Consider the following 14,611-nt stretch of genomic DNA (forward strand, 5'->3'; position numbering starts at 1 on the left):
CTGCGGCTGCGGCGCCTGGCCGATCACCGGGCGGCCCATGGCGGGACCGGCGGCGGCGGCGGCGGGCGCGGCGCCGGGCGTGCGGCCGCCGGGGACCAGGGTCAGCCCTTCCGGCTTGCCGCCGACCAGCTGCACCGGCACCGGCACCACCGCATCGATGCCGGTGGCGACGACGGACACGCGCAGCCGGCCGTTCAGGTCCTCCTCGACCGAGGAGCCGAAGATGATGTTCGCATCCTCGTCCACTTCCTTGCGGATCCGGTTGGCGGCCTCGTCGACCTCGAACAGGGTCATGTCGTAGCCGCCGGTGATGTTGATCAGCACGCCGCGGGCGCCGCGCAGGGAGGCGTCGTCCAGCAGCGGGTTGCTGATCGCCTTCTCGGCCGCCTTCACCGCGCGGTCGTCGCCATCGGCCTCGCCGGTGCCCATCATCGCCTTGCCCATCTCCGCCATCACGGTGCGGATGTCGGCGAAGTCGAGGTTCACCAGGCCCGGCTTGATCATCAGGTCGGTCACGCCGCGCACGCCGTCGTACAGCACGGCATCGGCCATCTTGAAGGCCTCGGCGAAGGTCGTGCGCTCATTCGCCATCCTGAACAGGTTCTGGTTCGGGATGACGATCAGCGTGTCGACATGCTGCTGCAGCTCCTCGATGCCCTGGTCGGCGCCGCGCTTGCGCTTCGGCCCCTCGAAGTCGAAGGGCTTGGTGACGACGCCGACGGTCAGCACGCCGCGCTCGCGCGCCATGCGGGCGATGACCGGCGCCGCGCCGGTGCCGGTGCCGCCGCCCATGCCGGCGGTGACGAAGACCATGTGGCAGCCGTCGAGATGCTTCGCCAGCTCCTCCGTCGCCTCCTCGGCCGCGGCGCGGCCGATCTCCGGCTTCGCGCCGGCGCCCAGGCCCTGCGTCAGGTGCGGGCCGAGCTGCACGCGCCGCTCCGCCTTGCTGTGCATCAGGCTCTGCGCGTCGGTGTTGGCAACGACGAACTCCACGCCCTCGAGGCCCATGGCGATCATGTTGTTGACCGCATTGGTCCCGCCGCCACCGACGCCGATGACGGTGATGCGCGGGCTGAAATCCGTGTGCTGGGCGACAGGCAGGGTGAGGTTGAGCGTCATTCGGGCATCTCCTCGGCGAATTCTAGCGGCGCGAAACGATTCGTGTCCCGGTCTGGGACCGGCCTGCGGCAAACCATCCACAGGTTTTTCACGGCGGCGTGTCCTGGCGGCGGCATCACGCGCGATCCCGCAGCCAGTTGACGATCCGGCGGAACAGGCCTGGCGGGCGGTCGAGGCCCGGCAGGAGGTCGATGAGCGGCCGGCCTTCGCCGGCGCACCAGGCGAGCAGGCCGAGCGGCGCGGCGAAGGCCGGGCCCTGCGCCGTCTCCGGCAGGCCGCGCAGCGGGTGCGGCCGGCCGGCGCGCACCTGGCGGTCGAGCACGCGGGCGGCGAGCTCCCGCGCGCCGACCAGCTGGCTGGCGCCGCCGGTCAGCACCACGCGGCGACCCATCTCCTGCGTCAGCCCGGCGGCGTCGAGCTTGTCGCGGATCAGCTCGAAGGTCTCCTCGAGCCGCGGGCGGATGATGCCGACCACCATGGCGCGCGGGATGCGGGCGATCTGGTCGTCCTCCTCCCCCACCAGCGGCACGGGCAGCCATTCCCGCTCGTCGTCCGGCGCCGGCAGCACGCCGCCATGCAGGGTCTTCAGCCGTTCGGCATGCGCGACCGGCGTCGACAGCAGCCGGGCCAGGTCGTTCGTCACATGCCAGCCGCCGACGGGAAGCTGCGCGGTGTGCAGCAGGTGCCCTTCGGCGAAGACCGCGAAGCTGGTGGTGCCGCCGCCCATGTCGATGACCGTCGCGCCCAGCTGCTTCTCGTCCTCCACCAGCGTCGCCAGGCCGGCGGCATAGGGGGCGGAAACCAGCTCCTCCACCTCCAGGTCGCAGCGCAGCAGGCAGGCGCCGAGGTTGCGCAGCGACGCCTGCGCGGCATCCACCATGTGCAGCCGCGCCGTCAGCGTGTCGCAGATCATCCCGCGCGGGTCGTCGGCGCCCGGCGTCGCATCCACGGTGAAGCCCAGCGGGAAGGCATGCACCGTCTCCCGCCCGTCCTCGGCGCTGCGGCGGCGGCCCTCGTTCAGGATGCCGCGCAGGTCCGCCTCGGTCGCGGCGCGGCCGCCGATCTGCCACTGGATGTTCTGCTGCCGCGATTCCGGCTGGCCGCAGGACAGGTTGACCACCACGCTGCGCAGCTGGGTGTCGGCCATCTCCTCCGCCTGGCCGACGGCGGCGCGGATGGCCCGCTCCGCCTCCTCCAGGTCGATGATGCTGCCGCCCTTGACGCCGCGCGACCGCTGCCAGCCGAAGCCGAGCGCCCGCGGCTCCCCGTCATTCTCGATGCGGGCGATGACGCAGACCGTCTTGGTGGTGCCGATGTCGAGCACGCCGAAGACGCCCGGCTTGGCGCCGCGGCGGCGGCGGCTGGGCGCGGGCGGATCGACGGCCGGCGGCAGGCGGGCGAGCTGGTTCATCCGCGGCCGCTCCGCTGCCCGGGCTTCGCCGCCGGCTCGGCGGCCGGCGCGCTGCCCGGCGTCATCCGCAGCACCAGCTTGTCCGGCAGCCGCAGGTCGATCGCCGCCAGCGGCCGGTCCATCAGGTTCTGCACCCGCTGCAGCTCCGCCAGGCGGGCGATCGCCGCGGCTTCCTGGTTCTCGGGCAGCAGCACGTCGGCGCCGCTGCGCAGCTGCAGGTTCCAGCGGCGTTCGGAGACGCGGACCAGCGCCTGCACCCTCTCCCGCACCTCCGGCGCGCCGCGCAGCGCATCCACGAGCGGGCCGGCGGCCGGGAAGGCGCCCTTGCCGACGATCAGCGGCAGCGGGCCAAAGGCGCCGATATTCTGCGCCCGCAGGTCGGTGCCGGCGCGGTCCACCACCTTGAAGCTGCGGTTCTCCTGCCAGATGGCGAAGGGCTGCCGCTCCTCCAGCCGCACATGGATGGTGCCGGGCAGCAGCCGCTCGACATGCGCCCGCTCCACCCAGGCGATCTGTTCCAGCTGTTCCCGGGCGAAATGCGGGTCGAAGGCCAGGATGGGGTCGCCGCGGCGCACGCCCAGCGCTTCCCGCACCAGCTCGGGCGGGGTGTTGCGCAGGCCTTCCAGCGTCACCTCCCGCACCTGCAGCCCGCCGCTGGCGGCGATCTCCGCCGCGCCGTCCCACATCGCCTGCAGCTTGCCGTAGGGATCGGCCGCCATCAGCGCGACGCCGGTCGCCAGCAGAGCGCCGGCCCCGACCAGGGCGAGCGCCGCGGGCCGCAGCAGCGTGCGCCGCCGCCGCAGCCACAGCCGCAGCGAGGAGGGGCGGCGCGGCGGACTGCCGCCGGCCGCGCGGCTGCGGGTGGCGGGGCTACGCGCCATGGCGGGCCTGCCCGATCATCCAGGCGCAGAGCGCGGGGAAGGCGATGCCGACATGCGCCGCCTGTTCCGGCACCAGGGACGTGCGGGTCATGCCGGGCTGCGTGTTCACCTCCAGCAGGAAGAGCCGGCCGGGCTCGCCCGCCGTGTCGTCGTAGCGGAAATCGGCGCGGCTGACGCCGCGGCAGCCGAGCGCCCGGTGGGCGGCCACCGCCACCTCCATCGCCTGCGCCGAGGCATCCGGGTGGATCGCCGCCGGGATCACGTGGCGGCTGCCGCCATCGGCGTATTTCGCCTCGTAATCGTAGAATTGCAGGTGGGTGGCGATCTCGGTGACGGCCAGCGCGCGGTCGCCCATGACGGCGACGGTCAGCTCCCGGCCGGGGATGTAGGGCTCGACCATGATGCGCGGGCCGAAGCGCCAGTCGCGCGCGATGGCGGCGCGGCGCCCATGCGGGTTGTTGTCGCCTTCGCGCAAGATGGTCACGCCGACCGAGCTGCCCTCGTTCGGCGGCTTCACCACGAAGGGCCGCGGCAGCGGGTCGGCGGCCTCCAGCTCCTCCGGCGTCACCAGCACATGCGCGGGCAGCGGCAGGCCGGCGGCGGCGAGCAGCGCCTTGGCGGCCGGCTTGTCCATGGCGATGGCGGAGGCGCGGACGCCCGACCCCGTATAGGGCAGGCCCAGCCAGTCCAGCACGCCCTGGATGCAGCCATCCTCGCCGAAGCGGCCATGCAGCGTGTTGAAGACGGCGTCGGGCTTCGCCGCCTGCAGCGCGGCGATGGTGCCGGCGAGGTCGTCGCCGACCTCGATCGGCGTCACCGCGAAGCCGGCTTCCCGCAGGGCCGCGATGCATTGCGCGCCGGAGGCGAGGCTGACCTCGCGCTCCGCCGAGATGCCGCCGAAGAGGACCGCGACGCGGGTCATGCCGGCACTCCCAGCCGCTTGATCTCCCAGTCCAGCGCGACGCCTGCATGGGCCAGCACGCGCGCCCGCACCTCCTCGCCCAGCGCCTCCAGCGCCGCCGCGGTGGCGCCGCCGGTGTTCAGCAGGAAATTGCAGTGCTTCTCGCTGACCTGCGCCGCGCCCAGCCGCAGGCCGCGGCAGCCGGCGGCGTCGATCAGCTCCCAGGCCTTCGCGCCCGGCGGGTTCTTGAAGGTCGATCCGCCGGTGCGGGCGCGGACGGGCTGCGTCGCCTCCCGCGCCGCCCGGATCTCCGCCATGCGCGCGGCGATGGCCGCGGCGTCGCCCGGGCGGGCGTGGAAGCGGGCGCGGGTGACGACGGCGCGCGGCGGCAGCGCGGCGTGGCGATAGGCGAAGCGGAATTCGGCGGCCGCCAGGCGGCGGATGCCCTCGCCGGTCGCCACCTCCGCCCAGTCCAGCATGTCCTTCACCTCGGCGCCGTAGGCGCCGGCATTCATCGCCACCGCGCCGCCGACGGCGCCCGGGATGCCCGAGAGGAATTCCAGCCCGGCCAGCCCGGCCGCGGCGGCATGCTGGGCGACGGTGACGTCGAGCGCGGCGGCGCCGGCCACCAGCCCCGCGGCCTCGACCTCCACCCGGCCGAAGGCGCCGCCGAGGCGCAGCACCACGCCCGGCAGGCCGCCATCGCGGATGATGAGGTTGGAGGCGGCGCCGAGCACGGTCAGCGGCATCCCCGCCGGCAGGCCGGCGAGCAGCGCGACGAGATCGGCCTCGTCCGCCGGCCGCACCAGCCATTCCGCCGGCCCGCCGACGCGGAACCAGGTGAAGGGCGCCAGCGGCGCCCCGGCCTGCACGCGGCCACGGATGGCGGGGATCGCCTGGGTCACGGTCCGGACGCTCATGCGCGCCTCCGCGGCAGGGGGATCTTCATGCGCGCCTCAGCGGCGGGGAGGGTCGTCATGCGCGCCTCAGCGGCGCGACCCGCCCGCCCGGTTGCAGCGCCTGCAGCTGGTCGGGCAGGGCATGCGCCCAGGTGGTGATGCTGCCGGCGCCCAGGCACACCACGAAATCGCCCGGCTTGGCGATGGCGTGGATCATCTCCGCCAGGCTGTCCGGCCCCGGCAGCGGCACCACGCTGCGATGGCCGCGGGCGCGCAGCCCTTCCACCAGGCCGTCCTTGTCCATGCCCTCGATCGGCGCCTCACCGGCGGCATAGACATCCGCGACGATGACGGTCCCCGCGTCGTTCATGCAGGTGCAAAAGTCCTCGAACAGGGTGGCGAGGCGGGAATAGCGATGCGGCTGCACCACCGCGATCACGTCCCGCGCCCCGGCCTGCCGCGCCGCCTTCAGCACCGCGGCGATCTCCACCGGATGGTGGCCGTAATCGTCGATGACCGAGATGCCGCCGGCCTCCCCCACCCGGGTGAAGCGGCGCTTCACGCCCTTGAAGCCGGCCAGCGCGCTGCGGATCGTCTCCTCGTCGATATCCATCTCGACGCCGACGGCGATGGCGGCCAGCGCGTTCTGCACGTTGTGCTGGCCCAGCATGGGCAGGCGCATCGGCTTCATGGTGCGCGCCCGGCCGGTCGTGCGGTCCTGCACCGTCACGGTGAAGGTCGCACCCATGCGGTCGGTCAGCAGCTTCTCCGCCCGCACATCGGCCTGGGGGGAGAAGCCGTAGGTGACGATGCGGCGGTCGAGCTTCGGGATCATCGCCTGCACCTCGGGGTGGTCCAGGCAGAGCACGGCGAAGCCGTAGAAGGGGATGTTGGAGACGAACTGGGCGTAGCCCTCCTTCATCGCCTCGGCCGTGCCCCAGTGGTCCAGGTGCTCGGCATCCATGTTCGTCACGATGGTGACGACGCTGGGCAGGCGCAGGAAGGACCCGTCGCTCTCATCCGCCTCGACCACCATCCACTCCCCGGCGCCGAGGCGGGTGTTGGTGCCATAGGCGTTGACGATGCCGCCATTGATGACGGTGGGGTCGATCTTCGCCGCCTCCAGCACGCAGGCGACGAGGGAGGTGGTGGTGGTCTTGCCATGCGTGCCGCCGACCGCGACCGACCATTTCAGCCGCATCAGCTCGGCCAGCATCTCCGCCCGCCGCACCACCGGGATCAGCCGGGCGCGCGCCGCCTGAACCTCCGGGTTGTCCTTCTTCACGGCGGTGGAGACGACGACGACCTGCGCCGCGCCGAGGTTCTCCGCCTCATGCCCGATCGCGACCGGGATGCCCGCCTTGCGCAGGCGCACGACATTGTAGCCGTCGGCGATGTCGCTGCCCTGCACCTGGTAGCCCAGGTTGTGCAGGACCTCCGCGATGCCGGACATGCCGATGCCGCCGATGCCGACGAAGTGGATGGGGCCGATGGTCAGGGGCAGGGCGCGCATCAGGGGGCTTCCTGCGGGCTGCGGGCCCGCACGCGGGAGAGCACGAGATCGGCGAGGCGGCGCGCCGCATCCGGCTGCGCGAGCTTCGCGGCGGAGGCGGCGGCGCGGGCCAGGCCGCGCGGGTCGGACAGCAGGGCGCCGAGCTGCGCCGCCAGCGCGGCGGGGGTCAGCGTCGCCTGCGGCATGACGGTGGCGGCGCCGGCCTCGGCCAGCGCCCGGGCATTGGCGGCCTGGTGGTTGTCGATGGCATGCGGCAGCGGCACCAGGATGGCGGGCCGCCCGGCGCAGGCGAGCTCCGCCACCGTGCCGGCGCCGGCCCGCGCCACCACCAGATGCGCCCCGGCCAGCCGCCCGGCGACATCGGGGAAGAAGGGCGAAAGCTCGGCCGGCACGCCGGCCGCCGCATAGGCTTCGCGCACCCGGTTCAGGTCCTCCGGCCGGCATTGCTGCGCGACCAGCAGCCGGGCGCGCTGGTCCTCCGGCAGGGCGGCGACGGCGGCGGGGACGATGTCGGCGAAGATGCGGGCGCCGAGCGAGCCGCCGAGCACCAGCAGCCGCAGCGCGCCATCCGTGCCCGGATAGTCGCCGCCGGCCAGCGCCGCCAGCGCCGGGCGGACCGGGTTGCCCACCACCTCCACCGTCGCGCCGGGCGGCACGCGGGCGGTCGCGCCATGCGACAGCGCCAGCAGGTCGGCGCGCGGCGCCAGCAGCCGGTTGGCGCGGCCGAGCACGGCGTTCTGCTCGTGCAGCACCGTCACCGGCCGGTCGCCGAACATCGCCAGCGCCGCCAGCAGCGGCGGCACGCTGGGATAGCCGCCGAAGCCGACCACGGCGGCGGCGTTCAGCTCGCGCAGGCGGCGGCGCGCCTGCACCGTGCCGGCCGCCAGCGCCACCGCGCCCCTCGCCGCCCGCAGCGCCCCGATGCCGGACAGGCCGGCGCCCTGCAGCACGAAGCGTTCGGCATTGGCGAAGGCGGCGCTGTCGAAGGCCGAGGAGCGGGCATCGGTCATCAGCGCGATGCGCTCGCCGCGCGCCAGCAGCTCGGTCGCCAGCGCCTCGGCCGGGAACAAATGCCCGCCCGTGCCGCCGGCGGCGATGACGATGGGACGCACGGCCGGGCCCCTCACTCCCGCCCCTCCAGCCGCGGCCCGCGCCGGCGGGTCAGCGCCAGCAGCATGCCCATGCCGAGGGCGATCGCCAGCACCGAGGAGCCGCCATAGGAGACGAAGGGCAGCGTCATCCCCTTGGTCGGGATCAGGTGCAGGGTGGATGCCATGTTGACGAAGGCCTGCAGCCCGAACTGCGCCAGCAGGCCGGTGGCCGCCAGCACCACGAACATGTCGGTCTCGGCCATCAGCCGCCACAGCCCGCGCACCACGATGAAGCCGAACAGCAGCAGGATCAGGGCGCAAAGGATGAAGCCGAACTCCTCCCCCGCCACGGCGAAGACGAAGTCGGCATGCGCGTCGGGGATCAGGTTCTTGACCCGGCCCTCGCCCGGGCCGCGGCCGAACAGGCCGCCATGGCCGAAGGCCTCCATGGACTTGGTGATCTGGAAGGTGTCGCCGGCGGCGGGGTCCAGGAAGCGGTCCACCCGGCTGCGGACATGCGGCAGGATGAAATAGGCGCTGACGGCCAGGCCGACGCCGCCCAGCGCGCAGACCGCCACCAGCACCAGGTTCAGCCCGGCGACGAAGAACTGCGCCAGGAAGACCGAGACCACCACCATCAGCATGCCGAAATCGGGCTGCGACTTGAGCACCACGGCGATCACCGCCAGCAGCGCCAGCGCCAGCACCGGCCACAGCGTGCGGCCATGCAGGATGCCCCAGTCCCGCGGCTTGCCGGCGGCCAGGCGCAGCGCCGCCGCATCCTTGCCCAGCGCCAGCAGCCAGGCGGTGACCACGGCGAAGCAGGGCTTGAGGAATTCGGAGGGCTGCATGGTGCCGAGCAGCGGGATGTTCAGCCAGCGCCGCGCGCCCTTGGTCTCGAACCCGATGACCAGCGTCGCCGCGGTCAGCGCCAGGGCGCCCAGGCAGCCCAGCAGGGCGAAGCGCCGCACCCCCTTGGGCGAGAGCAGGGAGACGATGGCCATCAGGCTGGCCGCCATCACCAGGAACACCACCTGCTTGGCCAGCAGCAGGCTGCGCGCATCGCTGCCGATGACGCGTTCCGCCACGGCGGGCGTCGCCGCCAGCATCATGATGTAGCCGAAGCCGATGAGGGCGAGCAGGGCGGCCAGGGTCCAGCGGTCGATGGTCCACCACCAGCGGCCCAGCACGGAATTGTCGGCGCGGCTGATGGCCATCAGGCGGCCCTTTCCTGCGTGCTGGCGGCGACCAGGGCGCGGAAGCGGTCGCCGCGCTGGTCGTAGCCCGTGAACTGGTCCCAGGATGCGCAGGCGGGCGAGAGCAGCACCACCGGCGCGGCGCCGGCGAAGGCCGCCTGCGCCGCGGCCTGCACCGCCGCGTCCAGCGTGCCCACCACCTCATGCGGCACGCCATGCGCGGCGAGCGTGGCGGCGAGCACCGGCGCGTCGCGGCCGATCAGCAGGGCGCGGGCGATGCGCGGGAAGAGGGGGGCGAGGCTGTCGATCCCGCCGTCCTTCGCCATGCCGCCGGCGATCCAGACGACGCGGTCGTAGCTGGCCAGCGCCCGGGCGGCGCTGTCGGCATTGGTCGCCTTGCTGTCGTTCACGAAGACCACGCCGCGGGACTCGCCCACCCGTTCCTGCCGGTGCGGCAGGCCCGGATAGCTGCGCATCCCCGCCGCCACCGCATCGCGCGAGAGGCCGAGGTCGAGCGCGACGGCGGCCGCGGCGGCGGCGTTCTGCGCATTGTGGCTGCCGGGCAGCGCCGCCGCCTCCCGCAGGTCGAGCAGCGGGCCGGCCTCGTCGCGCAGCAGCGCGCCCTCCGCCCAGATCCCGCCCGGCTGCGGGGCGCTGCCGGAGATCGGCCGGACGCGCGCCGCCAGGCCGGCGCGCAGGCCGCGCGTCCAGGCGTCATCCATGCCGAGCACGGCGAAATCCTCCGGCCGCTGCCGGGCGAAGATGCTGGCCTTCGCCGCGGCATAGCCTTGCATGTCGCCATGCCGGTCCAGATGGTCCGGCGAGAGGTTGATCATGGCCGCGTGATTGAAGCGAACCGTTACGAGTCGCTCCAAGCTGTAGGACGACATTTCGAGTGTGTATACACTTTCGTCCCCCAAGATGTTGAGGGAGAGCGCGGCGGGGCCGAGATTGCCGCCGGCCTCCGAGACCATCCCGGCGCGCGTCAGCAGGTGGTGCAGCAGCGCCGTGGTGGTGGACTTGCCGTTGGTGCCGGTGATGCCGAGAAAGCGCGCCGCGGACCCGGACGCGCGCACCGCGCGGAAGAGGTATTCGACATCCGACAGGATCGGCCGCCCCGCCGCCCGCGCCGCGGCGGCCGCCGGGTGCGGCGCCGGCAGCGCATGCGGGATGCCGGGCGAGAGCAGCAGCGCATCCCAGCGGAAGGCGCCCTCGGCCGGGTTCGCCACGGGCAGCCCGGCCGCCTCGGCCGCCGCGCGGGATTCGGCGCGGTCGTCCCAGCACGTCACCTCGGCGCCCCAGTCGGACAGCCGGCGCGCGGCCGGCAGCCCGGCCTTGCCCAGGCCGACCAGGGCGATGCGTTCGCCGGAGAATGGCTGGAATGCGCTCATCGGATCTTCAACGTCGAGAGCCCGACGAGCGCCAGCACCATCGCGATGATCCAGAACCGGATCACGATGGTCGGCTCCGCCCAGCCCTTCTTCTCGAAATGGTGGTGCAGCGGCGCCATCAGGAAAACGCGCCGCCCGGTGCGCTTGTACCAGAAGACCTGGATGATGACGCTGACAGTTTCGACTACGAACAGCCCGCCGACGATCGCCAGCACGACCTCATGCTTCGTGGCCACGGCGACCGCGCCGAGCGCGCCGCCGAGCGCCAGTGAGCCGGTGTCGCCCATGAAGACGGCGGCCGGCGGCGCGTTGAACCAGAGGAAGCCGAGGCCGGCGCCGATCAGCGCGGCGCAGAACACCGCCAACTCGTTCGCGCCGGGCACGGCGTGCAGCTGCAGGTAGTCCGCCAGCACGCGGTTGCCGACCAGGTAGGCGATCAGCGCGAAGACGCCCGCGGCGATCATCGCCGGGACGATGGCCAGGCCGTCCAGCCCGTCCGTCAGGTTCACCGCGTTGGACGCGCCCATCATCACCAGCGCGCCGATCAGCGGGAAGAAGATGCCGAAGGGGATCAGCACGTCCTTGAACACCGGCAGGGCGAGCCCGCCGGCGATGGAAGGCGGGTGCAGCCACCAGATCCACAGCGCCCCGACCAGCCCGAAGGCCGCCTGGACATACAGCTTCATCCGGCCGGACACGCCCTTGGTGTTGCGCTTGGTCACCTTCAGCCAGTCATCGGCGAAACCCAGCAGGCCATAGGCCACCGTCACCAGCATCGCCGCCCAGACCAGCCCGCTGCGCAGATCCACCCAGAGCAGCGTGGACAGGACCAGCGCCAGCAGGATCAGCACGCCGCCCATGGTCGGCGTGCCCTTCTTCGTGACCAGGTGGCTCTGCGGGCCGTCGGCGCGGATCGGCTGGCCGCCGCGCTGGAAGCCGCGCAGCCAGCGGATCACCGCCGGGCCGAGCACGAGGGAGAAGACCAGCGCCGTCAGGCAGGCCGCGCCGGCCCGGAAGGTCGTGTAGCGGACCAGGTTGAAGAGGGCGAATTCCTCGGCATAGGGCGCGAAGAGGTTGAAGATCACGTCGGCGACTCCGTCAGCGCCCGCACCACCAGCGCCATCCGGCTGCCCAGCGCGCCCTTCACCAGCACCACGTCGCCCGGCCGCAGCGCATCCCGCACCAGCGGCGCCAGCGCGCCGCTGTCCACCGCATGCGCGCCGCGCCTCGCCGCCGGCAGCAGGGCGTGCAGCCGCGCCATCTCCGGCCCGCAGGTGAAGACCAGGTCGGCCCGCGCCGCCTCCGCCGCCAGCCCCTCATGCAGCGCGGCGGAGAACTCGCCCAGCTCCCGCATGTCGCCCAGCACCGCCACGCGGCGCGTGCCGGGCCGCAGCGCCAGGGTCTGCAGCGCCGCGCGCATGGCCGGCGGCGCGGCGTTGTAGCTCTCGTCGATCAGCGTCGCGCTGCCGCCCGGCACCGGGATCGGCCGCGGCGCGCCGCGGCCGGGGCCGGGGGCATAGGCCGTCAGCGCCGGGGCGGCGCGCGCCGCGTCCTCCCCCAGCGCGGTGACCAGGGCCAGGGCGCAGCAGGCATTCTCGGCATGGTGCAGGCCCATGGCCGGCATCGTCACCTCGACCGCGCGGCCCAGCACCCGCACCACCGCGCGGGTCCGGCCATCCTTCAGGATGCCGGCCTCCGCCAGCCGCACATCGGCGCCGTCGGCGCGGCCGAAGCCCAGGATGCGGCCCGCCCCGGCGTCCCGCGCGATGGCCGAGAGCCGGCCGAAGAAGGGCGAATCGGCCGGCAGCACGGCGGTGCCGCCCTTGGCGAGACCGGCGGCGATGCTGCCCTTCTCCTCGGCCACCGCCTCCAGGCTGCCCATATGGCCGATATGCGCCTCGCCGATCGCGGTGACGGCGACGGCCTGCGGCGCGGCGAGGCGGGCGAGCGGCGCGATCTCCCCCGGATGGTTCATGCCGATCTCGATGACCGCGAAGGCGCTGCCGGCCGGCATGCGTGCCAGGGTCAGGGGCACGCCCCAGTGGTTGTTGTAGGACGCTGCCGCGGCATGGGTGGGACCCAGCGCGCCCAGCAGCAGGCGCAGCATCTCCTTGGTGCCGGTCTTGCCGACGCTGCCGGTCACCGCGCAGACCTTGCCGTCCATCCGGGCGCGGCCGGCGGCGCCCAGCGCGGCGAGGCCGGCCAGCGTGTCCGCCACGCGCAGCAGCGGCGCGCCCGGCGCCACGCCCGGCGGGTCGCGGTCCACCATGGCCGCGGCGGCGCCCCTGGCCAGCGCCCCGGCGACGAACTCATGCCCGTCCCGCGCATCGCGCAGCGCGACGAACAGGTCGCCGGGCGCCAGCGTGCGCGAATCGATCGAGACGCCGGTCGCGGCGGCCTCGGCGGGGAGGCTGCCGCCGGTCGCGGCGCGCAGCGCCTCGGCGGTCCAGAGGGTCATGGGCGCTCCCGGATGGCGGGGTGGGGGGCGCCATATGCCCGGGCGGCGGGCATGCATCCACCGTGGCGACGGGCGAGGGGGCTCAGGAGGCGGGTCACGCCGCCGCCCCTGTCGCAATGCCGACAAGCTGGCGAACCACCGCGGCGTCGTCGAAGGGGGTGGTCACGCCGCCGATGGTCTGGCCGCTCTCATGCCCCTTGCCGGCCACCGCCAGCACGTCGCCGGGGCGAAGGGCATCGAGCGCGGCGGCGATGGCGGCGCGGCGGTCGCCGGCATCCCGCCCGCCGGGGCAGCCCGCCAGCACGGCGGCGCGGATGGCGGCCGGGTCCTCGCTCCGCGGGTTGTCGTCGGTCACCCAGCAGAGATCGGCCCGGGCGGCGCAGGCGGCGCCCATCAGCGGGCGCTTGCCGGGGTCCCGGTCGCCGCCGGCGCCGAACACGACATGCAGCCTGGCCCCGGGCGCGACATGCGGCCGCAGCGCCGCCAGCAGGCGCTCCAGCGCATCGGGCGTATGCGCATAGTCGACATAGACCGCGGCGCCGTTCGACAGCCGGGCGGCCAGCTCCATCCGGCCGCGCACGCCGGCGAGGCGCGGCAGCAGGGCGATGGCGCGCCCGGCCGGCAGCCCGGTGGCGACGGCGAGGGCGCAGGCCAGCAGCGCATTGTCGGCCTGGAAGCGGCCGGGCAGGGGCAGGTGCAGGACGTGGCGGGCGCCGAAGGCCTCCAGCTCCAGCGCCTGGCCGTCGGGCAGCGGCCGCTGCGCCAGCAGCCGGATGTCCGCGCCGGCCTCGCCGACCAGCAGCAGCCGCAGCCCGCGGCGCGCGGCGATGCCGCGCAGCGCCGCCAGCGTCTCGGCCTCCATCTCCGTGTTCGCCACCGCCGGCGCGCCGTCCGGCAGCAGCGTGTCGAACAGCCGCAGCTTGGCCGCCCGGTAGGCCGCCATGCTGCCATGGTAGTCCAGGTGGTCGCGCGTCAGGTTGCTGAAGCCGGCGGCGGCCAGGCGCACGCCGTCCAGCCGCCGCTGCTCGATCCCGTGCGAGGATGCCTCCATGGCCACCCGCGCGACGCCGGCCTGCGCCAGCGCCGCCAGCGTCGCATGCAGGGCGACGGGGTCGGGCGTCGTCAGGCTCGGGCCCGGCGGGAAGCCCGGCGCGACCAGGCCCAGCGTGCCGATCGACCCGGCGCGGCCACCCTCGAGCGTCCAGATCTGCCGGAGGAAATCCACCGTGCTGGTCTTGCCGTTGGTGCCGGTGACGGCGACCGCCACCTCCGGCTGCGGCGCATGGAAGGCGGCGGCCAGCACGGCGAGGGCGCGGCGCGGGTCCTCGGCGGCCACCAGCGGCCGCGCCGGCACGCCCTCCGGCCAGGCGGTCCCCTCCGGCGCCAGCACCGCCGCGGCGCCCTGCGCCACCGCCTGGGCGATGAAGGCGCGGCCATCCGCCCTGGCGCCGGGCAGGGCGGCGAACAGCATGCCGGGCCGCACCGCCCGGCTGTCCGCCGTCAGCCCGGCAATCTCCGCATCCGCCGCCGGGGCGGGCAGGCCGGCGCGGCGGAGGAGGTCACCGAAGCGCAAGGCCGGCCTCGTCGCGCATGTCCAGTGGCAAGGCCGGCATGGCGGCGAGGCGCAGCGGCGCCCCCGGAAGCTCCGTACGGCGGAGGGTGGGCGGCGAGGGCAGGGCCGGAGCGACCGGCGCCGGCGCCGCCGGCGCCGTGGCCGGCTGCTGCGGCGCCGCCGCCGGGGTGTTGGGCCG

12 protein-coding genes and 1 pseudogene are annotated in these 14,611 nt (G+C 74.3%); all 13 read right to left on the reverse strand.

The features are described from left to right. Positions 1-1,119: cell division protein FtsZ (gene ftsZ / locus E2C05_RS20450; protein ID WP_133221510.1), on the reverse strand; the 1,119-nt coding region annotated here is incomplete at its 3' end. A gap of 115 nt (positions 1,120-1,234) precedes the next feature. Continuing rightward, the gene (gene ftsA / locus E2C05_RS20455) at positions 1,235-2,530 is read right to left on the reverse strand and encodes a cell division protein FtsA (protein ID WP_133221511.1); all 1,296 of its coding nucleotides are present in this window, start codon (positions 2,528-2,530) and stop codon (positions 1,235-1,237) included. Continuing rightward, complete coding sequence (locus E2C05_RS20460; protein ID WP_133221512.1) at positions 2,527-3,411, reverse strand: cell division protein FtsQ/DivIB; 885 nt, start codon at positions 3,409-3,411, stop codon at positions 2,527-2,529. Before E2C05_RS20460 ends, ftsA begins: the two co-directional genes overlap by 4 nt. Continuing rightward, complete coding sequence (locus E2C05_RS20465; RefSeq protein WP_133221513.1) at positions 3,401-4,333, reverse strand: D-alanine--D-alanine ligase; 933 nt, start codon at positions 4,331-4,333, stop codon at positions 3,401-3,403. The genes E2C05_RS20460 and E2C05_RS20465 overlap by 11 nt, the downstream gene beginning before the upstream one ends. Continuing rightward, on the reverse strand, positions 4,330-5,232 hold the full coding sequence (gene murB, locus E2C05_RS20470) for a UDP-N-acetylmuramate dehydrogenase (protein WP_133221514.1): 903 nt from the start codon (positions 5,230-5,232) through the stop codon (positions 4,330-4,332). Before murB ends, E2C05_RS20465 begins: the two co-directional genes overlap by 4 nt. Before the next feature lie 55 nt (positions 5,233-5,287). After that, positions 5,288-6,724 carry a UDP-N-acetylmuramate--L-alanine ligase gene (murC, locus tag E2C05_RS20475; RefSeq protein WP_133221515.1) on the reverse strand — a complete coding sequence of 479 codons (1,437 nt, stop codon included), beginning with the start codon at positions 6,722-6,724 and terminating at the stop codon, positions 5,288-5,290. Next, a complete protein-coding gene (gene murG, locus E2C05_RS20480; RefSeq protein ID WP_240046805.1) occupies positions 6,724-7,836 on the reverse strand; it encodes an undecaprenyldiphospho-muramoylpentapeptide beta-N-acetylglucosaminyltransferase in 1,113 nt (370 codons plus the stop codon). Before murG ends, murC begins: the two co-directional genes overlap by 1 nt. Before the next feature lie 11 nt (positions 7,837-7,847). Next, complete coding sequence (locus tag E2C05_RS20485; protein WP_192912493.1) at positions 7,848-9,032, reverse strand: FtsW/RodA/SpoVE family cell cycle protein; 1,185 nt, start codon at positions 9,030-9,032, stop codon at positions 7,848-7,850. Then, the gene (murD, locus tag E2C05_RS20490) at positions 9,032-10,402 is read right to left on the reverse strand and encodes a UDP-N-acetylmuramoyl-L-alanine--D-glutamate ligase (protein ID WP_133221518.1); all 1,371 of its coding nucleotides are present in this window, start codon (positions 10,400-10,402) and stop codon (positions 9,032-9,034) included. The genes E2C05_RS20485 and murD overlap by 1 nt, the downstream gene beginning before the upstream one ends. Beyond that, positions 10,399-11,487, reverse strand: a complete 1,089-nt coding sequence (gene mraY / locus E2C05_RS20495) for a phospho-N-acetylmuramoyl-pentapeptide-transferase (RefSeq protein ID WP_133221519.1) — start codon at positions 11,485-11,487, stop codon at positions 10,399-10,401. The genes murD and mraY overlap by 4 nt, the downstream gene beginning before the upstream one ends. After that, a complete protein-coding gene (locus tag E2C05_RS20500) occupies positions 11,484-12,860 on the reverse strand; it encodes a UDP-N-acetylmuramoyl-tripeptide--D-alanyl-D-alanine ligase (RefSeq protein WP_133221520.1) in 1,377 nt (458 codons plus the stop codon). The genes mraY and E2C05_RS20500 overlap by 4 nt, the downstream gene beginning before the upstream one ends. 94 nt (positions 12,861-12,954) lie before the next feature. Next, positions 12,955-14,433: a UDP-N-acetylmuramoyl-L-alanyl-D-glutamate--2,6-diaminopimelate ligase gene (locus E2C05_RS20505; protein WP_133221521.1), complete on the reverse strand. Its 1,479-nt coding sequence runs from the start codon at positions 14,431-14,433 to the stop codon at positions 12,955-12,957. After that, positions 14,420-14,611 (reverse strand): annotated as a pseudogene (locus E2C05_RS34255) (hypothetical protein); the annotation flags it as partial. The gene E2C05_RS20505 and the pseudogene E2C05_RS34255, both read right to left, overlap by 14 nt.

It is taken from the genome of Paracraurococcus ruber (assembly GCF_004353985.1).
GTDB classification, from domain to species: domain Bacteria; phylum Pseudomonadota; class Alphaproteobacteria; order Acetobacterales; family Acetobacteraceae; genus Paracraurococcus; species Paracraurococcus ruber.

Excerpts from the sequence above, each read along its gene's own strand:
- murB (WP_133221514.1), bottom strand. The coding sequence starts at position 5,232 with ATGAGCGTCCGGACCGTGACCCAGGCGATCCCCGCCATCCGTGGCCGC.
- murC (WP_133221515.1), bottom strand. The coding sequence starts at position 6,724 with ATGCGCGCCCTGCCCCTGACCATCGGCCCCATCCACTTCGTCGGCATC.
- E2C05_RS20500 (WP_133221520.1), bottom strand. The coding sequence starts at position 12,860 with ATGACCCTCTGGACCGCCGAGGCGCTGCGCGCCGCGACCGGCGGCAGC.
- murD (WP_133221518.1), bottom strand. The coding sequence starts at position 10,402 with ATGAGCGCATTCCAGCCATTCTCCGGCGAACGCATCGCCCTGGTCGGC.
- E2C05_RS20485 (WP_192912493.1), bottom strand. The coding sequence starts at position 9,032 with ATGGCCATCAGCCGCGCCGACAATTCCGTGCTGGGCCGCTGGTGGTGG.
- ftsA (WP_133221511.1), bottom strand. The coding sequence starts at position 2,530 with ATGAACCAGCTCGCCCGCCTGCCGCCGGCCGTCGATCCGCCCGCGCCC.
- E2C05_RS20460 (WP_133221512.1), bottom strand. The coding sequence starts at position 3,411 with ATGGCGCGTAGCCCCGCCACCCGCAGCCGCGCGGCCGGCGGCAGTCCG.
- E2C05_RS20465 (WP_133221513.1), bottom strand. The coding sequence starts at position 4,333 with ATGACCCGCGTCGCGGTCCTCTTCGGCGGCATCTCGGCGGAGCGCGAG.